Source organism: Streptomyces albofaciens JCM 4342 (assembly GCF_008634025.1).
GTDB lineage: Bacteria > Actinomycetota > Actinomycetes > Streptomycetales > Streptomycetaceae > Streptomyces > Streptomyces albofaciens.
The window spans coordinates 4,531,087-4,550,208 of sequence record NZ_PDCM01000001.1 but is presented as its reverse complement, the minus strand read 5'-3'; the positions used below and the strand labels follow the sequence as shown (position 1 = coordinate 4,550,208).

General features: G+C 72.3%; 20 protein-coding genes. 9 read left to right on the top strand and 11 right to left on the bottom strand.

Annotated elements, in window-relative coordinates:
- Window positions 1–43: 43 nt before the first annotated feature.
- Together CP973_RS20090 and CP973_RS20085 are read right to left on the bottom strand one after the other, a co-directional pair.
- Window positions 44–1,273: a cytochrome P450 gene (locus CP973_RS20090; RefSeq protein ID WP_150242646.1), complete on the bottom strand. Its 1,230-nt coding sequence runs from the start codon at window positions 1,271–1,273 to the stop codon at window positions 44–46.
- A 585-nt stretch (window positions 1,274–1,858) separates the two neighbouring features.
- Complete coding sequence (locus CP973_RS20085) at window positions 1,859–4,144, bottom strand: ATP-binding cassette domain-containing protein (protein ID WP_150242644.1); 2,286 nt, start codon at window positions 4,142–4,144, stop codon at window positions 1,859–1,861.
- Between the two features lie 201 nt (window positions 4,145–4,345).
- On the opposite strand from CP973_RS20085, the gene CP973_RS20080 reads away from it, so the two are divergent.
- The 3 genes from CP973_RS20080 (at window position 4,346) to CP973_RS20070 (ending at window position 6,496) form a co-directional block, all read left to right on the top strand.
- Window positions 4,346–5,131 carry a TetR/AcrR family transcriptional regulator C-terminal domain-containing protein gene (locus tag CP973_RS20080; protein ID WP_150242642.1) on the top strand — a complete coding sequence of 262 codons (786 nt, stop codon included), beginning with the start codon at window positions 4,346–4,348 and terminating at the stop codon, window positions 5,129–5,131.
- Window positions 5,132–5,214: 83 nt separating this feature from the next.
- Window positions 5,215–5,994, top strand: a complete 780-nt coding sequence (locus tag CP973_RS20075) for an SDR family NAD(P)-dependent oxidoreductase (protein WP_150242640.1) — start codon at window positions 5,215–5,217, stop codon at window positions 5,992–5,994.
- Between the two features lie 85 nt (window positions 5,995–6,079).
- Entirely contained in the window at window positions 6,080–6,496 is a 417-nt protein-coding gene (locus CP973_RS20070; protein ID WP_150243799.1) for a DUF779 domain-containing protein, read from the top strand.
- A gap of 190 nt (window positions 6,497–6,686) precedes the next feature.
- Here the strand turns inward: CP973_RS20070 and CP973_RS20065 are convergent, their stop codons facing one another.
- Window positions 6,687–7,634, bottom strand: a complete 948-nt coding sequence (locus tag CP973_RS20065; RefSeq protein ID WP_150242638.1) for a DUF1444 domain-containing protein — start codon at window positions 7,632–7,634, stop codon at window positions 6,687–6,689.
- Between the two features lie 362 nt (window positions 7,635–7,996).
- Here CP973_RS20065 and CP973_RS20060 point away from each other — a divergent pair, with 362 nt between their 5' ends.
- The gene (locus CP973_RS20060; protein ID WP_150242636.1) at window positions 7,997–8,527 is read left to right on the top strand and encodes a methylated-DNA--[protein]-cysteine S-methyltransferase; all 531 of its coding nucleotides are present in this window, start codon (window positions 7,997–7,999) and stop codon (window positions 8,525–8,527) included.
- Here the strand turns inward: CP973_RS20060 and CP973_RS20055 are convergent.
- Entirely contained in the window at window positions 8,517–9,482 is a 966-nt protein-coding gene (locus CP973_RS20055) for a TetR/AcrR family transcriptional regulator C-terminal domain-containing protein (protein ID WP_150242634.1), read from the bottom strand. The genes CP973_RS20060 and CP973_RS20055 overlap by 11 nt on opposite strands.
- Before the next feature lie 197 nt (window positions 9,483–9,679).
- Between CP973_RS20055 and CP973_RS20050 the strand changes: the two genes are divergently transcribed.
- Together CP973_RS20050 and CP973_RS20045 are read left to right on the top strand one after the other, a co-directional pair.
- Entirely contained in the window at window positions 9,680–10,822 is a 1,143-nt protein-coding gene (locus CP973_RS20050; RefSeq protein ID WP_150242632.1) for an FAD-dependent monooxygenase, read from the top strand.
- Window positions 10,823–11,280: 458 nt separating this feature from the next.
- Window positions 11,281–11,748 (top strand): RICIN domain-containing protein, encoded by a 468-nt coding sequence (locus CP973_RS20045; RefSeq protein WP_150242630.1) that lies wholly within the window; start codon window positions 11,281–11,283, stop codon window positions 11,746–11,748.
- A 29-nt stretch (window positions 11,749–11,777) separates the two neighbouring features.
- On the opposite strand, the gene CP973_RS20040 is transcribed toward CP973_RS20045, so the two are convergent.
- The gene (locus CP973_RS20040; protein ID WP_150242628.1) at window positions 11,778–12,881 is read right to left on the bottom strand and encodes a Gfo/Idh/MocA family protein; all 1,104 of its coding nucleotides are present in this window, start codon (window positions 12,879–12,881) and stop codon (window positions 11,778–11,780) included.
- A gap of 155 nt (window positions 12,882–13,036) precedes the next feature.
- Here CP973_RS20040 and CP973_RS20035 point away from each other — a divergent pair, with 155 nt between their 5' ends.
- The 3 genes from CP973_RS20035 (at window position 13,037) to CP973_RS20025 (ending at window position 14,955) form a co-directional block, all read left to right on the top strand.
- Entirely contained in the window at window positions 13,037–13,384 is a 348-nt protein-coding gene (locus CP973_RS20035) for an ArsR/SmtB family transcription factor (RefSeq protein ID WP_150242626.1), read from the top strand.
- Between the two features lie 144 nt (window positions 13,385–13,528).
- A complete protein-coding gene (locus CP973_RS20030; RefSeq protein ID WP_150242624.1) occupies window positions 13,529–14,122 on the top strand; it encodes a TetR/AcrR family transcriptional regulator in 594 nt (197 codons plus the stop codon).
- Complete coding sequence (locus CP973_RS20025) at window positions 14,119–14,955, top strand: alpha/beta fold hydrolase (RefSeq protein ID WP_150242622.1); 837 nt, start codon at window positions 14,119–14,121, stop codon at window positions 14,953–14,955. Before CP973_RS20030 ends, CP973_RS20025 begins: the two co-directional genes overlap by 4 nt.
- 58 nt (window positions 14,956–15,013) lie before the next feature.
- On the opposite strand, the gene CP973_RS20020 is transcribed toward CP973_RS20025, so the two are convergent.
- The 6 genes from CP973_RS20020 to CP973_RS19995 form a co-directional block, all read right to left on the bottom strand.
- Window positions 15,014–15,286: a DUF5133 domain-containing protein gene (locus CP973_RS20020; protein WP_150242620.1), complete on the bottom strand. Its 273-nt coding sequence runs from the start codon at window positions 15,284–15,286 to the stop codon at window positions 15,014–15,016.
- A gap of 45 nt (window positions 15,287–15,331) precedes the next feature.
- Window positions 15,332–16,237: an RNA polymerase sigma factor SigF gene (locus tag CP973_RS20015; protein WP_150242618.1), complete on the bottom strand. Its 906-nt coding sequence runs from the start codon at window positions 16,235–16,237 to the stop codon at window positions 15,332–15,334.
- A 236-nt stretch (window positions 16,238–16,473) separates the two neighbouring features.
- On the bottom strand, window positions 16,474–16,905 hold the full coding sequence (locus CP973_RS20010) for a DUF3662 domain-containing protein (RefSeq protein ID WP_150242616.1): 432 nt from the start codon (window positions 16,903–16,905) through the stop codon (window positions 16,474–16,476).
- 89 nt (window positions 16,906–16,994) lie between these two features.
- Window positions 16,995–17,246 carry a hypothetical protein gene (locus CP973_RS20005; RefSeq protein ID WP_150242614.1) on the bottom strand — a complete coding sequence of 84 codons (252 nt, stop codon included), beginning with the start codon at window positions 17,244–17,246 and terminating at the stop codon, window positions 16,995–16,997.
- A gap of 52 nt (window positions 17,247–17,298) precedes the next feature.
- Complete coding sequence (locus tag CP973_RS20000; protein ID WP_150242612.1) at window positions 17,299–18,132, bottom strand: ABC transporter permease; 834 nt, start codon at window positions 18,130–18,132, stop codon at window positions 17,299–17,301.
- A complete protein-coding gene (locus tag CP973_RS19995) occupies window positions 18,129–19,082 on the bottom strand; it encodes an ABC transporter ATP-binding protein (RefSeq protein WP_150242610.1) in 954 nt (317 codons plus the stop codon). Before CP973_RS19995 ends, CP973_RS20000 begins: the two co-directional genes overlap by 4 nt.
- Window positions 19,083–19,122: the final 40 nt, after the last annotated feature.

Below are 19,122 nucleotides of genomic sequence, written 5' to 3'. Positions count from 1 at the left end.
CTCCTCGATCGTCAGCGGCCGGGACCTTCCGCAGCCGGAGCCCTCACCAGCCGACGGGCAGCGCGTCCAGGCTGAACTGCCGCGTCTGCGCGGACCGGAAGCGGATCCCGTCCGGCGCCACCGCCGGCCGCAGCGCGGGGAACCGGCGCAGCAGCGCCGGGTAGGCGATGCGCATCTCCAGCTTGACCAGCGGCGCGGCGACGCAGTGGTGCATGCCGTGGCCGAAGGCCATGTGCGGGGCACACTCGCGGGTGATGTCGAACGCGTCCGCCTCGCGCCCGCCCTGCGCCCGGTTGACGGCGAACAGCGAGCACGCCACCATCTCGCCCGCCTTGATCACCTGGTCCCCGATGGTCACGTCCTCCAGGGCGGTGCGGGGCGAGACGGTGTGGATGACGGTGACGTAGCGCAGCAGTTCCTCCACGGCCCGGTCGATCAGCTCCGGCCGCTCCCGCAGCAGCCGGAGCTGGCCGGGGTGGTCCAGCAGCGCCAGCGCGCCCAGCCCCAGCATGCTGGAGACCTGGAGGAAGCCGTCGGACACGAAGGTCGCGCCGACACCGGCCAGTTCGTCGTCGCTGATGTCCGCGCCGTGTTCGCGCACCACGTGGCCGAAGAGGCCGTCGCCGGGGCTGCGGCGCTGCCGCTTGGCGAGCCGCGTCATGTACGCCCAGTAGGCCTTGCCGACGGCCGCCTGCTGTTCCGGGGGCGCGGACTCGTCCTGGGAGATGTCGAGGTAGCGGGCCAGTTCCGCCCGGTCGTCGCGGGGAATGCCCAGCAGCTCGCAGGTGATCAGCCCCGCCACGGGCCAGGCGAAGTTCCGCATGAAGTCGGCCGGCGGCCCGACGCGCTCCATGATGTCCAGGCTCTCTTCGACGATCGCGGTGATGCGCGGCTCCAGCCGCCGGGTCCGCCGCGCCGTGAACTCCGGTGCCACCATGCGGCGGAGGCGGGTGTGGTCGGGCGGATCGCACTGCAGGAGGTTGCCGGGTGCGGCGGGGGTTCCGGACTTCTCCCCCTCGTCGTCGGGCAGCCGGTTGCTGAAACGTTTCTGGTCGCCCAGTACCTCCCGTACCTCGGCCTCACCGGTGGCCACCCACTTCACCCGGCCGAAGATCCCGAACTCGACGTCGGCCACCACGAGCGGTGCCTCCCGGACCTGCCGCCGGAGTTCGGGTACCGGATCGAAGCGGTCCCGCCGGAGGTGGGCGGGCGTCTGCTCGGGGTGGGCCGGACGGGCGTCCGGCCGGCTCGTCCTGGTGTCCGGCTGCGTCATCCCGGTACCCCTTTCTCCGTCGTCGGCTGCGGGCCGCCGCCCTGGCGGAGCGCGGCGACGGCGGCGGATACGAGGTGGCCGCGCACCTCGTGGACGGCGCCGGCCCCGGACGGAGGGAGGCCGTTGGCCGGCGCCGAGTCGGTTCGGCCCGTGGTGTACGGGCGGGGAAAGGCGCGGCGAGGGGTGGGGAAACGGGCGGGGAGTTTTCCCGGGCCGGGAAATGCCGGACCCGGACGAACCTGACCGTTCATCCTTACCCCCTCGAATCGGCGATGCGCGGGCTTCCGGAAGGACCGGGAAAGCCGTGCCGACGCACGCGATGGAAAACCGCGCCCTTCACATCGGGACCGGATGCGCGTCAGGATGCGGATGCGGTTGCGCATCGGAATCGGCTGCGGCGCATCGGAACCGGAATACAACCGGCTGAATTCCCGCGATTCCGGGACCGGTCGCTCCACTCTGCGATGGCCCGAAAACCGGGTCAACCGCAACCAGTTGGACGGCGCGGATGGGACATCAGTGGCGTCCAACTGGTTGCTTTACGTGTTCCGTTCACGCACCGCCCCCGGCCATCGGCCCCGGAATTCACCCCTCGACGTATTCCCGCAAATGCCGGGCCGTCAGCGTCTCCCCCTTGGCCACCAGTTCGGCGGGCGTGCCCGTGAAAACCACCCGGCCGCCGTCGTGTCCGGCGCCGGGCCCGAGGTCCACGATCCAGTCCGCGTGCGCCATCACCGCCTGGTGGTGCTCGATGACGACGACCGTGTTACCGTCGTCCACCAGGCGGTCCAGCAGGGCGAGCAGCTGGTCCACGTCGGCCATGTGCAGGCCGGTGGTCGGCTCGTCCAGGACGTACGTCGTGGCCTTTTCGTTCATGTGGGTGGCCAGCTTGAGGCGCTGCCGCTCGCCGCCCGAGAGGGTGTTGAGCGGCTGGCCGAGGCGCAGATATCCCAGCCCCACGTCGTTGAGCCGCCCCAGGACGGCGTGCGCCTGACCGGTCGGGAAGAAGTCGTACGCCTGGGCGACGGACATCGCCAGCACCTCGCTGATGTCCTTGCCGCGCAGCTGGTAGGTGAGCACCTTCGGCGTGAAGCGCTTGCCCTGGCACTCCTCGCACACCGACGCCACCCCGGCCATCATCGCGAGGTCGGTGTAGACGAGCCCGATGCCGTGGCAGTGCGGGCAGGCGCCTTCCGAGTTGGCGCTGAAGAGGGCCGCCTTGACGCCGTTGGCCTTGGCGAAGGCGGTACGGATCGGGCCGAGCAGACCGGTGTAGGTGGCCGGGTTGGAGCGGCGCGAGCCGCGGATCGGCGACTGGTCGGCGACGGCGACGCCCTCGCGTCCGGCGACGTACCCGTGGATGAGCGAACTCTTGCCGGAGCCCGCGACGCCGGTGACGACGGTGAGCACGCCCAGGGGTATGTCCACGCGCACATCTCGCAGGTTGTGCAGGTCAGCGCCCTCGATCGCCAGGGCGCCGCGCGGTGTGCGCACCCGCTCGCGCAGCCGCGCCCGGTGCCCCAGATAGCGCCCGGTCAGTGTCCCGGAGGCACGCAGGCCGGCCACGTCCCCCGAGTAGCAGATCCGCCCGCCGTCCGTACCGGCGCCCGGCCCCAGGTCGACCACGTGGTCCGCGATGCTGATGACCTCGGGCTTGTGCTCGACGACGAGGACCGTGTTGCCCTTGTCGCGCAGGCGCAGCAGCAGATCGTTCATGCGCTGGACGTCGTGCGGGTGCAGGCCGGTGGTCGGCTCGTCGAAGACGTAGGTGACGTCGCTGAGGCTGGAGCCGAGGTGGCGCACCATCTTCACGCGCTGCGCCTCGCCGCCGGAGAGCGTGCCGGCCGGGCGGTCGAGCGAGAGGTAGCCGAGGCCGATCTCCACGAGGGAGTCGAGCAGGTGCCGCAAGGTGGCGAGCAGCGGCGCCACGGAGGGGTCCTCGACCGAGCGCAGGAACGCGGCCAGGTCGCTGATCTGCATCGCCGAGCACTGGGCGATGCTGACGCCGTCGATGGTGGCGGACCGGGCCGCGGCGCTCAGCCGGGTGCCGTCGCAGGCGCGGCACCCGGTGAAGGCCACGGCCCGGTCGACGAAGGCCCGGATGTGCGGCTGCAGCGCGTCCCGGTCCTTGCCCAGGAACAGCCGCCGGACCTTGGTCACGAGCCCTTCGTACGTCGTGTTGAGCGTGCCCTCCTTCACCTTGGTCGCGGGCTTGTGCAGGAAGTCCTGCCATTCCCGCTCGGTGAAGTCCTTGAGCTTCTTGTCCACGGGGAAGAATCCGGAGCCCGCCATGACCTGCCAGTACCAGGAGCCGACGGCGAAGTTGGGCACCGTGATGGCGCCCTGCTCCAGGGAGCGCTCGCGGTCCACGAGCTGGTCCACGTCGATCTCCGACACCTGGCCCAGGCCCTCGCACGCGGGGCACATGCCCTCGGCGCTGTTGAAACTGAAGGCGGAGGAGGTGCCGATGTGCGGGGTGGCTAGGCGGCTGAAGACGATGCGCAGCATGGTGTACGCGTCGGTCGCGGTGCCCACCGTGGAGCGGGAGTTGGCGCCCATCCGCTCCTGGTCGACGATGATGGCGGCGCTCAGGTTGCGCAGCGCGTCCACGTCCGGGCGGCCCATGCTGGGCATGAACGACTGGACGAACGCGGTGTACGTCTCGTTGATCAGCCGCTGCGCCTCGGCGGCGATGGTTCCGAAGACGAGCGAGGACTTGCCCGACCCGGAGACCCCGGTGAAGACGGTGAGGCGCCGCTTGGGCAGATCCAGGGACACATCGGCCAGGTTGTTCTCCCGCGCGCCGCGTACCTCGATGACGTGGTGCAGGTCCGCGGCGGACGGCTGGAAGCCGGAGGGGTCGGCAGGCATGGGGGATTCCTTCTCCTCGCGTACGGCGGCCCGGCGGCGACGGCCGGGCGGGAAAGGGAGCGGCGGCGGGGCGGGCGGCGGCCACGGCCTCGACGGCGTCCCCGTACTCTGCCACACTTTCCGCGTACGGCGTACTCTATACGGCGTACAGAGTTACGGCGACCGCCCCGCGGACAGGGGCACGCGGACAGGACGGGACACATGACCGACGAACCGGGCGCCGACGCGGCCCGCACCCTGCGCCTGCTGTGGCGGGAGCCCGGCAGCGGACCGCCCCGGCGCGGCCCCCGGCAGGCGCTGAGCATCGACGCCGTCATCGAGGCCGCCACCGCGCTCGCCGACGCGGACGGGCTGGACGGGCTGACCATGCGCGGCGTCGCGCAGCGGCTCGGCGTCACACCGATGACGCTCTACACGTACGTACCGGGCAAGGCGGCGCTGCTCGACCTGATGCTGGACGCCGCGTATCTGCGGATGCCGCGCGGCGCGCACGACGGCATGCCGTGGCGGGCCCGGCTGGAGGGGGTCGCGCGTGAGAACCGCGCGCTGTACCGGCGCCATCCCTGGGTGGCGGAACTGCCGGTCTCCCGCCCGCCGCTCGGTCCCGGCGTCATGGCCAAGTACGAACACGAACTGGCCGCCTTCGACGGGCTCGGCCTGGACGACGTGACGGCGGACGCCGCGCTCACGTACCTGCTCGGCTTCGTGGAGTCCGTCGCCCGCGCGGAATTCCGGGCACACGCCGCGGTCCGGGACAGCGCACTGACCGACGAACAGTGGTGGGCCACCCACGCCCCGGTCCTGGCCACGGTTTTCGATCCGTCCCGCTATCCCCGCGCGGCCCGCATCGGCAGCGCCGCGGGGCAAGCGCACCACAGCGCGTACGACCCGGAGCACGCGTTCACGTTCGGCCTCGGGCGCGTACTGGACGGACTGGCCGCGCTCGTGGAGCCGGGGCGGGTGCCTCCGGAAGACGGCACCCCCTGATCAGGCGGGCGCCTCGCGCGGTGCGCGGTCCGTGCCCCCGCCCCGGCCGCTGCGGCCCGTGACCTGCCGTCTAGGGTGCGGCAATGACTTCGGAAAGCTATCTCTCGTCCCTGTTCTCGCTGGACGGACTGGTCGCCGTGGTGACCGGCGGCAGTTCCGGCATCGGCCGGGCCGTCACCGGTGCCCTCGCCCGCGCCGGCGCGAGCGTCGTGATCGTGGCCCGCAGGGAGGCGGAACTCGCCGCCACCGCGGATGAGTTGGCGGCCGACGGTGGCCGGGCCGCCTGGGTGAGCGCCGACCTCGGCACCCGGGAGGCCACGCGCGCGGCGGCCGAGGAGGCGGCCGGAATCTTCGGTGAGCCCGACATCCTCGTCAACTGTGCCGGGGTCAACCTGCGGCCGCCGATGGGCGAGCTGGACGACGCGGTGTGGGACACCACGATGGCGGTGAACCTGGAGGCGCCCTTCGTGCTCGGGCAGCGGTTCGGCCCCGGCATGGCCGAGCGGGGCTTCGGGCGGATCATCCACGTCACGTCCCAGCAGGCGCACCGGGCGTTCGTCCGGAGCGGCGCGTACGGGGTGTCCAAGGGCGGGCTGGAGTCGCTGGCCCGCTCCCAGGCCGAGGCGTGGTCCCCGTACGGCGTCACCTGCAACACGCTCGTGCCCGGCTTCGTCCCCACCCCGCTGAACACCCGTCTGTCGTCCGATCCGGAGCAGGTGGCGGCGCTGGCCGCCCGCACCATGGTCGGGCGCAACGGCCTCGCCTCCGACTTCGCGGGCGCCGCGGTCTTCCTGGCGAGCCGCGCCTCGGCGTACGTCACCGGGCAGTCGCTGTTCGTGGACGGCGGCCTGTCCGTCCACTGACCCCGCGCGTACGGTGAGGAGCACGGCCGACGGCGAAGGAGTGGCACATGAGCAGCCGCACGTCCGGGAAGGCGGGACCCTCCTGATGGACGCCATGGACACCACGCATGCCAGGGACCCGGAACACCGCACCGAGCGCATCGCGCTCACCCCGGCGGCCGAGGAGCTGATCCGCACGCTCCGCGCCGCGCACGGTCCGCTGATGTTCCACCAGTCCGGCGGGTGCTGCGACGGCAGCTCGCCGATGTGCTACCCGGCGGGCGAGTTCCGTACGGGCGCGTCGGACGTGCTGCTCGGGCGGCTGTCCGTGGCCGGGGTGGCGGAGGCGGTGGACTTCTGGATGTCGGCGGAGCAGTTCGCGCGCTGGCGGCACACCCACCTGACGGTGGATGTCGTGCCGGGGCGCGGCGGAGGCTTCTCACTCGAAGCGCCGGAGGGGGTGCGCTTCCTGATCCGCTCGCGGCTGTTCACCGAGGAGGAGCGGGCGCGGCTGGGCGAGTGAGGCACGGCCGGTGGTGCGCGGTGCAGCTGGTGAGGCCCCGCGCACGGGGGATGACGCGGGGCCTCACCTAGTGGAACGAGCGGAGGGGGCTTGGGGTTCCCCTTCGGGGCGGAATTTCCCGAATATTTTTTCCGCGGGCGCACGACACCGTCCTCATACGGGCCGGCCCCGGCCGCGCCCCTCCCCCTCCTCAGGCCTCATCGTCCACCAGCCGCTCCAGCATGTCCTGGAACTCCACGTCCACGACCACCCGCAGCCCTTCGCCGTCCGGCTCGCTCAGCCGCGTCATCTCGCCGCGCCGCCACCAGAACACATTGGGGCTGATCGCCCCCGCCGCGTCCTCGTGGCCGGCCGCGGCGAACTGCGCCATCGCCTGGAGGGCCGGCACGACCTGCGGGTCGCGGATGGGGTGGAAGGCCAGCTGGTGCCGGAAAGGGAGGGCGACCAGCGCGCCGTCCGCGGTCAGCGGCGTACCCGTGATCCGCTGGACCAGGTCCTCCAGGACCAGCACCCGGCTGGCGGTGAAGAACGAGTCGCCCAGCACCACCTCGAAGGACGAGCCGTCACCGCGCCGTACCGTCTCGTGGCCCTCGACCGGCAGGGCGCGCAGGTTGTTCAGCGCCCTGATCCGCAGCTCGGGCACCTCGCCGAGGTCCGTCAGCGAGTCCTCGCTGAGCATCTGCACGGCCTCGGGCAGGTCCAGGGCGAGCACCTCGCGCAGCCCGGGGGCGGGCGCCCGCCCGTACCGGAAGGAGTCCGCGGGCGGCAGCGTCTCCTCGGCGACCACCCGCGGGAACAGGCGGGCCCGGATCTCGTCCTCCGCCAGGGTCTCCATCGGCTGCGGCCCGTCCATCGTGCGCAGCACCTTGCCCACGTGATCGCGGATCATGCCGGCCCAGACCCGCTCGCCGCGCCGGTCGCGGTGGCAGACCGCGGCGAGGTTGCCGAGCCCGAACTGCCGGCCGGCGGAGTCGGCGACCACGCCGGCGTACACCGTGACCTCCAGGCCGCGCTCGGCGAACGCCTGCCGGACCTGTGACCGGAAAACGCCGCCCTCCCGCTCGGAGAAGAAGGAGAACTCCCCGTCGCGCGGGGCTTCGCGCGGATCCCGCTTCGGTCCTCGGCGGAACAGGCCCATCTCTTCCTCCCGGCGACGGCCACGATGCCGCCGATCGTAACGGGTGCGCCGGAGCCCCCGACCGCTCCCCCGCCCGGCCGCGCCCGGCCTCCCCCGGCGCGCCGCGGCCCGGCCGGCCGAAGATCTCCCTGGTCATCCTGCCCAGGACGGCGGCCGGTCATGGCGCCCGCGGGCAGCGGAAACGGGAGCCGGACCGGAGCACCCGGCGTCTCGGCCCCGTACCGGGGTACGCTGCGGAGCCGTCGCACCGGCGGGGACGCGACGTCCGATTCCCGCCAGCCGCGGGGCCCGCGCCACCGCACAGTGGAAGGTGACGGATGAGCCGGTGAACGGCACGGGAGCACAGAGAAAGGGGCCGGACCATGACGGCCACGACGGTCCACACCACACTCGCCAGCCCGCTCGGCGACCTGCTGCTGGTGGGTGAGCCGTCCGCCACCGCGCCGGGCGGCACGGCGCTGGCCTCCCTGTCCGTGCCGGAGCAGAAGGGCGCCGCCACGGTCCGGCCCGGCTGGATGCACGCCCCGGCGGCCTTCACGGAGATCGCCGCCCAGCTCACCGCCTACTTCGAGGGCGGACGCACCCGCTTCGACATCGAGTACGTCCCCGGCGGCACCCCCTTCCAGCAGCGCGTCTGGCAGGCCCTGGAGGAGATCCCGTACGGCGAGACCTTCACCTACGGCGACATCGCGACCCGCATCGGCGCCCCGCGCGCCGCGGTCCGCGCCGTGGGCACCGCCATCGGCCGCAACCCGCTCCTGGTGGTCCGCCCCTGCCACCGCGTCATCGGCGCCGACGGCACCCTCACCGGCTACGCGGGCGGCCTGCGCCGCAAGGAACAACTGCTGCGCCTCGAAGGCGCGGCGTGCGTGGCCGAGGCGCTCACGGGGTGAGCCGACGGCCGGTCCGCGCGGCGTCGACGAGCGCCGAGACCCCGTCGAGGAGCGACCGCAGTCCGAGCGCGAAGAGGGCGTCGAGATCCAGGTCGTACCCGGCCGTACCGCAGCCCTCGACGACCCGCGCGAAGGTCGGGTAGGCGCCGGAAGCGATCAGCCGGGTGAGCGCGTCGGCCTGGGTGTCGAGCCACTGCTCGTCCGACAGCCCCGTGGCGCCGCGGGCCTGCGCCTCACGTTCCAGGTGGACTGCCAGGCCTTGCACATGCGCGTACAGCAGCACGTTGACATCGAGCATGGTCGCCGGGCCGAGGCCGTGCCCGTCGAGGGCGCTGAGCATCCACTCGGAGTAGGCGAGCATGTTGGGCAGCAGCAGCGGTCTGGTGAGCGACCCGGTCTGGGCCAGCCAGGGATGCGCGCGGTGCAGCGCCCACAACGCCCGGGCGCCGGCCTCCAGCCGGGCCCGCCAGTCGGCCGGGGTCCCGGCCGGACGCGGCAGTTCCCCGAACACCGTGTCGGCCATCAGCAGCACCAAGTCGTCCTTGCCGTTCACGTAGCGGTACGGCGACATCGCGGCGGTCCCCAGGCGCGCGGCGACGCCCCGCATGGACAGCGCGGCGAGGCCTTCCGCGTCGGCGATGGCGATGGCCGCGCGCACCACACCGTCGCGGCTCAACTCGCGCTCCGGTGCGGGCCCCTTGTCCGTGTGCCGGGCCGTGCCGGAGCGCCCTGGGACGGGCGCCACCACGGTGCCGACCCGCGCCTGGGTGTGCACCGTCTCCTCCTGCCGCAGGACGGTCAGCGCTTTGGTCGCGGTGGCGAGGGCGACGTTCCAGTCCCGGGCGAGCTGCCGGGTCGACGGTATCCGGTCCCCGGGAGCCAGTTCACCTTCCGCGATGCGCCGCCGGATGTCGTGGACGATGCGCTGATAGGGCGGGGTGCGGGATGCGGTCACCGGTGTGTTCTCCCTTACACGGCCGTCGACGCAGCTGGAAGAGGCCAGCTGTACTAGTACAGAGGCTAGCAGGGAAGTGCGGGCGAGCGACCGCTCCTGAGCTAGTACAGCACCAACTCAACGAGCAGTTCGGGAACTTGGCGAGGCTGTGCGTACGGCGTACATTCAGCGCGCATACACCGTACAGAGGAGTCGCGATGCAGACCGTTTCCCCCTCCCCCGCGCCCGCCCGGACCGTGCTGATCTCCGGCGCGAGCGTTGCCGGGCTCGCCCTCGCCCACTGGCTGCGCCACCACGGCTACGCGCCCACGGTGGTCGAACGGGCCCCGGCGGTACGGCCCGGCGGGCAGGCGATCGACGTGCGCGGCGCGGCGCTCGACGTGCTGGACCGGATGGGCCTGCTGGCCGCCGCGCGTGCGGCGCGTACCCGGATGCGCGGGATGTCGATGCTCGACGCGCGCGGCGACGAGCTGTGGCGCTCGACGGAGATGACGCTCAGCGGCGGCCGGCTGGACGGTGACGACATCGAACTGCTCCGCGACGATCTGACGGACCTGCTGTACGAGCGGGCGCGGGACGGCGTCGCCTATGTCTTCGGGGACTCGATCACCGCCCTCGACCAGCACGCGAATGGCGTCCGGGTGGCCTTCGAGCGTGCCGAACCCCGGGACTTCGACCTGGTCGTCGGGGCGGACGGGCTGCACTCGAAGGTGCGCGCCCTGGCCTTCGGTCCCGAAGAGCGGTTCGTCCGCCATCTCGGAGCGTACGTCGCCGTGTTCACGACGGAGAACTTCCTCGGCCTGGAGGACTGGCAGACATGGGTCCAGGACGACGACCGCGCGAGCCTGTGCGTCTATCCGGCGCGCGGCAACACCGAGATCAGGGCCACGGTCGGATTCCGGTCGGAGCCCATCGGCCTCGATCACCGGGACACCGGACGGCAGCGGGCCGTGATGGCCGAGCGGCTGGCTCATCTGGGCTGGGAGACGCCCCGGTTGCTGAAGGCCATGCACGAGGCGCCCGACTTCCACTGCGACGCGATGGCCCAGATCCACCTGGACCGCTGGACGGACGGCAGGGTCGCGCTGGTCGGCGACGCGGGGTACTGCGCGTCGCCGCTGTCCGGTCAGGGCACCAGCCTCGCGCTGGTGGGCGCATACGTCCTGGCGGCGGAGCTGGGCCGGGCGGACGGCGGGCACGGTGCGGCGTTCGCCCGCTACGAGCGGCGGATGCGGCCGTTCGTGGCCCGCAACCAGGCCCTGGCCACGGAGCACACGGCCGGTGCCGCCGGAGAAGCGGCCCTCGACGCGGCGAAGAACGCGATCGCGCTCGACGGATGACGGCGCCGGAGCACGGGCCGCCGCGAACACCTCGTCCGCGCCGTCACCCCCACAAAGGAGAACGGCGCCAAGCCCCCCAGACATGGCGCCGTTTCCGTGTGCCGCTCCTCCCTTCCCCCCACCACCCGCCTATGCGGGCCGGGAGGAGCGGCCGGATCACGGCTGGGCCCGGGTCGGACGATCCCCCGCATCACCCGACCCAGGCAGCCGCGACCGGGGCCCGTCCCGTGCGGGACGAGCTCCCGAAGCCCTGCTGAGTATATTGGCTCCGGGCCAGTCAACGCAGGACCTACACCATGACCGTTTTCGAGCGGCCTTCCCGAAGGGCCCCGGACCTGCGGCGCGCATCGCCGCACGACTCGTCTCCCGGCACGTCGGTCACGGCCGTCACGGCATTTTTCGTACACTTGAGCGACTGTGGTGGCGGTGGGCCGCCACGACGGGTGAAGGGCCGGGGCGTGAGTGGTGCGGAGGGTCTTGCGGCGGTCGGCGAGGGGGCGTATGTGCTGCGCAATGTGGGCAGCGGGCTGCTGCTGGAGGTCGAGGACGACCGCAAGGGCAGCGGGGCGAACGTGCGGCAGGGCGAGGACGACGGCTCGCCGGGCCAGTTGTGGCGGATCACCGAGGTCCACCCGGGCGGCGGACTGCGGCATCTGACCAACGTGGGCAGCGGGAAGCGCCTGGACGTCACCGGCGCCTCCACCGAGAACGGCGCCAACGTCCAGCAGTGGAAGGCCAACAACTACGGCGCGCAGGAGTGGCTGCTGGAGCAGCACGTCGACGCGCCCGGCACCTTCACGCTGACCAACTACGCCAGCGGCCTGCTGCTGGAGGTCGAGGGCGACAGCACGGAGCCGGGGGCCAACGTCCAGCAGTGGGAGGACCGGGACCGCGCGGGTCAGTGGTGGCGGCTGGAGAGCCGCTGACCCGCGCCCCTCCAGGACGCGCGGTCCTCTCAGAAGCCGGCGGCGCGTTCGATGCGGTCGAGCAGCCGGTGACGGCGTACGGCGTGGGCGAAGTCCGGTGCGTGATGGGTGCCGTCCCTGAGGTCGGCGCGGATCTGCTGGTAGGCGTGGGCCACGGTGTACGCCATCTCCGTGTCGCGGCCGGCGAGCGCGGGCAGCGTGGAGTACGCGGCGGGGACCGGCAGTTCCGCGAGCGCGGTGTCCTCGCCACGGGCGCCGTACACGGCCACCTGGCCGAACTGGAGGTGACCGGAGTCCCCGGTGAGCAGCAGGTCGCCGTCGGTGCCGTTGATCTCCCAGTGGAAGTTGGTGGCGCGGGACAGGCCGCCGCGGAAGTGGACCGAGGCCACCGCGCCGCCTTCGAGTACGCCGTTGACGGCGATCTGGTCGGGCACGTCCATCCGCGCGGCTTCCCCGGTCACCTGGTTGCGCACCTTCGGGCGGCGGGTCGCCAGCGTGGCGCCGAGGTCGGTGAACTCGCCGAGCGCCATGGTCACGGCGTCGATGGTGTGGCCGAAGGGAATGGTGAGCATGGAGGCGCCGTTGGTGCGGTCGAGGAGGTAGGCGCCGCCCGGCTCGAACTCCGCTCCCCAACCGCGTCCGGAGGCGATGACGCTGGTGGACAGGACCTCGCCCACGTACCCGTCGGCGATCAGGTCGCGTACGTACCGGATCTGGGGCGCGGAGCGGGCCTGGAGGCCGACGAAGGTGCGGATTCCCTTGGCCTCGGCGACGGCGGCCAGCTCCTCGGCCTCCGCGAGGCCGTTGCCCAGCGGCCATTCGCTGAGCACCATCTTCCCGGCTTCCAAGGCGGTCAGGGCCAGTTCGCGGTGGTGCGGAACCTTGACGTTGACGACCACGAGGTCCACCTCGTCGCGCCGTACGAGTTCTTCCGCGCTGCCGAAGGCCAGCGGGATGCCGTACTTCTCCCCCGCGGCCCGGGCCGACTCCGGCGTACTGGCGGACAGGGCGCGGACCTCGAAGCCGGGTACGGCGGCGAGCGCGGGCAGGTGGGCGCGGGCGGCCCAGCCGCGGGAGGCGCTGAGGCCGATGATGCCGACGCCGATGGGGGCGGCGGAGGTGCGGGAAGGCATGACGAAGTCCTTTCGGCGGTGCCGGCGGGTGGTGGGTGACGCGGCGGCGTGCCGCCTGCCGCGCCGGGACGAGCGATCATGACAGTAGCCCATGTTCGCGCAAAAGTGAACATGGGCTTCTTCGGCGCCGGACCCCGATGGGGGATACTGGGCGCATGGCCAGCCGTACGTCCTCCCCGCTGCTCCACCCCGACGAGCGGGACTTCGACCTGTTCGCCGTCATGAACGCGCTCACCGACCCGTGCCGGCTGAGCATCGTCCTCAGGCTCGCCGGCGAGTCGGCGGTGCCCTGCGGCACCTTCGACCTGCCCATCGCCAAGTCCGCCCTCAGCCGCCATCTGCGCGTGCTGCGCGAGGCGGGCGTCATCAGCCAGCGGGACGAGGGCACCCGCCGGGTCAACTCCCTGCGCGCGCAGGAGCTGGAGCGCCGCTTCCCCGGTCTGCTCGATCTCGTCCTGAAGGAAGGCGCCAAGCGCGACAGCCCGCAGCCGGTTCCCGCGTAGCGGGCGCCGCCCCCTTCGTTCCGAGCGCCGCATCCCGCCTCCACGGCGGGGTGCGGCGCTTTTTCGCTTGCCTTTCCTAGACCCCCTAGGCTAAACCTAAGGCCTCTAGGAAATGCCGGCGAACGAGGAAGGCACGGAGGGCACATGGCGCGGGCCGGACTGACGGCGGAGCGGGTGACGCGGGCAGGGGCCGAGCTGGCGGACGAGGCCGGGCTCGACCAGGTGACCATGTCGCGGCTGGCGCGGCGGCTCGGCGTGAAGGACGCGAGCCTGTACTCGCACGTCCGCGGGCTGGAGGATCTCCGCGGGCGGATCGCGCTGCTGGCGGCGGACGAGAAGACGATCCGCATCGCGGAGGCGACCGCCGGGCGCGCGGGCAAAGAGGCGCTCGTCGCGTTCGCCAACGCCTGGCGGGAGTACGCCCACCAGCACCCGGGCCGCTACACGGCGACACAGATCCCGATCGACATCGATCCCGAGCTGGCCGCGAAGGCGCCCGGCCCGCGGCGCGCGGTCGAGCTGACGTACGGCATGCTGCGCGGCTACGGCCTGGCCGAGCCGGACCTGACCGACGCGGTGCGGCTGCTGCGCAGCACCTTCCACGGCTTCGTGGCCCTGGAGGCCGCCGGGGGTTTCGCGCACGCGCGCTCGCCGCAGCGTTCATGGGACCGCGCCCTCGACGCCCTGCACGCCCTCCTGGAGCACTGGCCCTCGTCCCGAGAAGGAGACTCCTCATGACCGACCCGACCACCGGCAGTCTGCGCGTGAACGGCGCGACCCTGCACTACGAGGTGCGCGGCCGGGGCCCGTTGCTGCTGCTGATACCCGGCGGGACGGGCGGCGCGGCGTCGTTCGACGGCGTCGCCGACGAGCTGGCCGCCACGTACACCGTCGCGGCCTACGATCCGCGCGGCCTGTCCCGGAGCCCGCTGGACGACCCCGGTGCCGAGCAGCGGGTGGCCGAACACGCCGAGGACGCGTTCCGGCTGCTGGAACTGCTGTCGCCCGGCGAGCCCGCCCGGGTCTTCGCCTCCAGTTCGGGCGCGATCGCCGCCCTGCACCTGCTCACCGCCCACCCCGACCGCGTCGAACGCGTCGTGGCGCATGAGCCGCCGGTGGTGGAGGTCCTGCCGGACGCGTCCGAGCACCGCGCGTTCATCGCGCGGGTACAGGAGACGTTCCACGCCCAGGGACTCATGCCGGCGATGGCGGTGTTCGCCGCGGGGCTGAAGAAGGACGGCGACACCGCCGATCCGGCGCCCCCGCCCGGACTTCCGCCGGAGGCGGCGGCGCGCGCCGAACGGACGCTGGCCGGCCTGCCGTTCTTCCTCAGCCGTATCGTTCCCGCCTTCATGACGTACGCCCCGGACCTCGACCGCCTCAAGACGCTGTCGGACCGGCTCGTCCTGGCCTGCGGGCAGGACTCGCGCGGCGAGCTGCCCTACCGCGCGGCCGCCTTCCTGGCCGAGCGGTTCGGTACGGAGCTCCGGCACTTCCCCGGCGGGCATGTCGGTCTGACCACGCACCCCGTCGCGTTCGGCGAGGCGCTCAAGAAGGCGCTGCGCGGCTAGGAAAAAGCCGCTCCCCTCCCGGCAGGTCCGGGAGGGGAGAGCGTAAGCGTCATCGCGCTCAGGCGGTCAGCCGCACCTCGGTACCGGCCGTCGGTGCCGCGTCCTTCATCTGGCGCAGGGTGTCCGCCGCGTGGGGCGTGGTCGCGAGCTGCTGCCGGGCGACGGCGAGGGCGTCCTCGGGCCGACGGGTGCCGGTGGAGACGCACAGCGTGTAGGTCACGTCCTCCAGCCGTCGGCGCGAGGCGTCGGTGCCCTGCTCCGCATGGTGGGCCCGCAGCGTCTCGTAGCGCTCGACAAGATCCCGCAGCACCGCGGGGTGGGCCATCAGCACGTTTGTCCTCTCCTCGTCGTAGGGATGCCGGGAACGGGAAAGGCGTCAGGCTTCCGCGCACAGCCCGGTGCGCAACTTGCGGAGAGTACGGGCCAGCAGCCGGGAAACGTGCATCTGCGAAATGCCGAGCGCCTCCCCTATCTTCGACTGCGTCATTTCCTGGCCGAAGCGCATTTCGATGATCTGGCGCTCCCGCTCGTCCAGTTCCTGGATCAGCGGCGCGAGGGCGTGCAGGTTCTCGACGGTCTCGATGGCCGGGTCCGTGTCGCCCATGGTGTCGGCGACCGTCCGGGCCTTGCCGTTGGCCGGGCCGTCCTCGGAGTTCTCGTTGGGCGAGTCCAGGGAGCCGGCGGCGTAGCCGTTGGCGGCGATGAGGCCGTCCAGGACCTCTTCCTCGGTGATCTTCAGATGGGCGGCCAGGTCCTTGACCGTGGGGTCGCGGTCGAGGACGCCGGCGAGCTGTTCCTTGGCCTTGGCGATTTCGACCCGCAGTTCCTGGAGGCGGCGCGGCACGTGCACCGCCCAGCTGGTGTCGCGGAAGAACCGCTTGATCTCGCCGACGATGTACGGCACCGCGAAGGAGGTGAACTCCACCTCGCGGGACAGGTCGAAGCGGTCGATCGCCTTGATGAGGCCGATCGTGCCGACCTGGATGATGTCTTCCATCTCGCCGCTGCCGCGGTTGCGGAACCGGCCGGCGGCGAACCGCACCAGCGACAGGTTCATCTCGATGAGCGTGTTGCGCGCGTACTGGTATTCGTGTGTGCCCTCTTCGAGGACCTGGAGCCGGTCGAAGAACAGCTTCGACAGCTCACGTGCGTCCTTGGGGGCGATCTTGCCCGCGTCCTCGACCCACGGCAGTCCCTCGGCAACGCCCGCTGCTCCGCCCGACGGCTGGTCGGTGCCGGCCGCCCGGTCGAGCTCCACAGTCCGCACTGCTGCCGTTGTCATGACTCGCCCTTTCCTGATGTCGACGACATGCTGAGGACCGGGTTCCCCGATCGGCACCGGTCATTCCTCACAGATCAAAAACTGTCGTCGCAGGTGGCGGGCGCCACAGCGGGTTCAGGCCAAGGGCGGGAGCGGGGTGGCTCCTTGCGGCATCGGCCCAGATAACCGCCATAATAACCGCATAGTTGGACAGAAAAGGGCAAAGGCCAGCGAAAGTCCGTCCTCTCCTGCCGACTTCACGCCCGGGCCGCGGACGCCGGCGGCGCCGCCGGAGGCGTCCCGTCGAACGCGTCCGCCGGAATGTTGGGCATGGCCTGGCTGGATATGCGATAGCGGCCGTCGAGGGGTCCCCCGGCCCGGGTCACGTGGACGGTGAGCGGGCCGGCCCATTCGTAGTGGTGTTCCGCGGCGTGCCGGGCCAGTACGTCGGTCAGCTCCTGGCCGACCTGCGCCTCACGCTCGCCGAGCTGTTCGTGCACGGCGGGGGCGAGTTCCACTTTGTAGGCGTTGGGGACGAGCACCCGGTCGTGGGCGGCGACCACGGCGTGGTCGTCGCACTCGCGTCGCAGGTCGTCGCACAGTTCGACCGGGTCGTTCCCGAGCACCTTGTCGACCAGCGCGCTTTCCCAGTGCTCCACCGTCTTCTCCATGCGCGTGAGCAATCCCATGCCGGCCGGGTGCCCGGTTCGCGGTGTCCCATTCGGCACGGTGGGCGGCGGTGGGCGACGACCCGCGGTCCGCGTGGTTCCCGTACCGGTTACGGGTGTTGGGCCTCCGGCGGGGCGGGCGCCGCGGGGGCCGGCGGAGCCTCCGGGGCGGCGAACGGCGGCGGCTCCTCGGCCGTCGAGGACTTCGGGCGGGCCGGGCGCGGCGCAGCGGGAGCCGACGGCGGGGCCGGGGCCTCCGGTACGGCCGGAGCCGGCGGCGCGGCGGGGGCCGCGGGTGCGGCCGGCTCGGGCGGGGCCGGGAACCGGGCCGCGGTGTCCTGGTTGTCGCGGGATGTGGACATGGTGTTTCCCCTTCCGGGTGTCGGGTGGAAACCGGCGGGCCGCCGGTGTCCGCTACTGCGTGACGCGGCGGGCGAACGACCGCATGGCGAGCCATACGAACGCCGCCGCACCCACGGCCAGGGCCGTGAGGAAGGCCCAGGTCGGCATGTGGCCCACCTGGGGTGTGAGGACGGCGCGCAGGCCCTCGTTCATGTAGACCATCGGGTTGAGGAGCACGGCGATCTGGAGCCAGGGCGTGCCGTCCAGCGACGACCACGGGAAGTAGACGCAGCCGAGCATCATCGCCGGGAACATCACGAGGGTGAAGAGCACCTGGATCTGGCGCGGGTCGATACGGGTGGCCAGGTACATGCCGATCGCGGCGGCCAGCACCGCGCCCGCGAGCAGGACGAGGACGAGCATCGGCCAGTTGGCGACCGACACGGCGGGGCCCTGCCCCTGGGCGTGCACCAGCAGGACGACGGGGAAGACCAGGACGCCGGCCACCAGACCCTCGACGACGGCGGAGAGGATCTTCTGGAGCCCGAGCACCCGGACCGACACCGGCGCGAGCGCCCGGTCCTCGATGGCGCCGGGCCCGGACAACTCCATCACCAGGGGGAAGGTCACCGCGGCCATGGCCTGGAGGACCATGGAGGAGCCCACCAGGCCCGGCACCATGATGGTGGAGAAGGCCTCTCCCCCGGGCCCGGCCCCGCCGCCGCCCACCTTCGGCAGCACATAGGCGAAGACGAAGACGAACAGCAGCGGCTGGATGATGATGCGTACGGCGCTCATCACGAAGTTGCGGCGCAGCACCCGGGCGTCGCGCGCCATCATGGCCGCGAAGGTGTGCAGGGCCCGGCTCCGGACGGCGGGCGCCTCGGTCAGTACGGTGGTGGTCATTCGCGGAACTCCCGTCCGGTCAGCGTCAGGAACACGGTTTCCAGGCTGGGGCTGATCTGGGACGCGTCGAGGACGGTGAGCCCGGCCTTGGCGGCCAGCGCGACCAGGTCGCTGAGCACGCCGTCGGCGTCCCTGGCGAAGACCCGTACCTGTCCGTCCGCGGCCTCCACCCGGTCGGCGCGCGCCATCGCGTGGACCGCGGCGAGGTCGAAGTCGCCGCCCTCGTAGACGACGGTGACGACGGTCTCCGCGCCGATCGAGTCGCGCAGCGCCTTGGCGCTGTCGCAGGCCAGCACCCGGCCGTGGTCGATCACGGCCAGCCGGTCGCACAGCGTCTCGGCCTCTTCCATGTGGTGCGTGGTGAGCAGGATCGTCTGGCCGTCGGCCTGGAGTCCGCGCAGGATGTCCCACAGGTGGAGGCGGGACTGCGGGTCGAGGCCGGCCGTCGGCTCGTCGAGGAAGAGCACGTCGGGGCGGTGGACCAGGGCCCGCGCGATCATGACGCGTTTGAGCTGGCCGCCGGAGAGCTCGAAGACGCGGGCCCGCGCGCGGTCGGTCAGGCCGAAGAGCGCGAGGAGGTCCTGGGCCCTGGCGCGGGCGGCGCGGCGGCCGAGGCCGAAGTAGCGGCCGCGGAACTCCAGGTTCTCGGCCACGGTCAGCTCGATGTCGAGGGTGTTGTCCTGTGCCACCACGCCGATGCGCCGTTTGACCGCCACGGGGTCGGCGGCCACGTCCAGGCCGCAGATCCCGGCGTGGCCCGCCGAGGGGCGGACCATGGTCGTCAGCATGCCGATGGTGGTGGACTTGCCGGCGCCGTTGGGGCCGAGCAGCCCGAAGAACTCTCCTTTCGGCACGCTCAGTGAGAGGCCGCGCACGGCCTCCACCGCGCCGCCCGGCCCTGGGTAGCTCTTGCGCAGGCCGTCGGCGTGGATCGCCAGATTGCCGGACATCCGGGCACCTTCCTGTTGTCGCCGCCCGCTCGGTGCGGGA

What these genes read in the sequence shown, in the direction of transcription:
- CP973_RS20005 (WP_150242614.1), bottom strand. Translation starts at nt 17,246, where the DNA reads ATGTCCACATCCCGCGACAACCAGGACACCGCGGCCCGGTTCCCGGCC.
- CP973_RS20065 (WP_150242638.1), bottom strand. Translation starts at nt 7,634, where the DNA reads ATGGGCCTGTTCCGCCGAGGACCGAAGCGGGATCCGCGCGAAGCCCCG.
- CP973_RS20090 (WP_150242646.1), bottom strand. Translation starts at nt 1,273, where the DNA reads ATGACGCAGCCGGACACCAGGACGAGCCGGCCGGACGCCCGTCCGGCC.
- CP973_RS20050 (WP_150242632.1), top strand. Translation starts at nt 9,680, where the DNA reads ATGCAGACCGTTTCCCCCTCCCCCGCGCCCGCCCGGACCGTGCTGATC.
- CP973_RS20085 (WP_150242644.1), bottom strand. Translation starts at nt 4,144, where the DNA reads ATGCCTGCCGACCCCTCCGGCTTCCAGCCGTCCGCCGCGGACCTGCAC.
- CP973_RS19995 (WP_150242610.1), bottom strand. Translation starts at nt 19,082, where the DNA reads ATGTCCGGCAATCTGGCGATCCACGCCGACGGCCTGCGCAAGAGCTAC.
- CP973_RS20035 (WP_150242626.1), top strand. Translation starts at nt 13,037, where the DNA reads ATGGCCAGCCGTACGTCCTCCCCGCTGCTCCACCCCGACGAGCGGGAC.
- CP973_RS20080 (WP_150242642.1), top strand. Translation starts at nt 4,346, where the DNA reads ATGACCGACGAACCGGGCGCCGACGCGGCCCGCACCCTGCGCCTGCTG.
- CP973_RS20070 (WP_150243799.1), top strand. Translation starts at nt 6,080, where the DNA reads ATGGACGCCATGGACACCACGCATGCCAGGGACCCGGAACACCGCACC.
- CP973_RS20060 (WP_150242636.1), top strand. Translation starts at nt 7,997, where the DNA reads ATGACGGCCACGACGGTCCACACCACACTCGCCAGCCCGCTCGGCGAC.
- CP973_RS20030 (WP_150242624.1), top strand. Translation starts at nt 13,529, where the DNA reads ATGGCGCGGGCCGGACTGACGGCGGAGCGGGTGACGCGGGCAGGGGCC.
- CP973_RS20040 (WP_150242628.1), bottom strand. Translation starts at nt 12,881, where the DNA reads ATGCCTTCCCGCACCTCCGCCGCCCCCATCGGCGTCGGCATCATCGGC.
- CP973_RS20010 (WP_150242616.1), bottom strand. Translation starts at nt 16,905, where the DNA reads ATGGGATTGCTCACGCGCATGGAGAAGACGGTGGAGCACTGGGAAAGC.
- CP973_RS20000 (WP_150242612.1), bottom strand. Translation starts at nt 18,132, where the DNA reads ATGACCACCACCGTACTGACCGAGGCGCCCGCCGTCCGGAGCCGGGCC.
- CP973_RS20025 (WP_150242622.1), top strand. Translation starts at nt 14,119, where the DNA reads ATGACCGACCCGACCACCGGCAGTCTGCGCGTGAACGGCGCGACCCTG.
- CP973_RS20015 (WP_150242618.1), bottom strand. Translation starts at nt 16,237, where the DNA reads ATGACAACGGCAGCAGTGCGGACTGTGGAGCTCGACCGGGCGGCCGGC.
- CP973_RS20075 (WP_150242640.1), top strand. Translation starts at nt 5,215, where the DNA reads ATGACTTCGGAAAGCTATCTCTCGTCCCTGTTCTCGCTGGACGGACTG.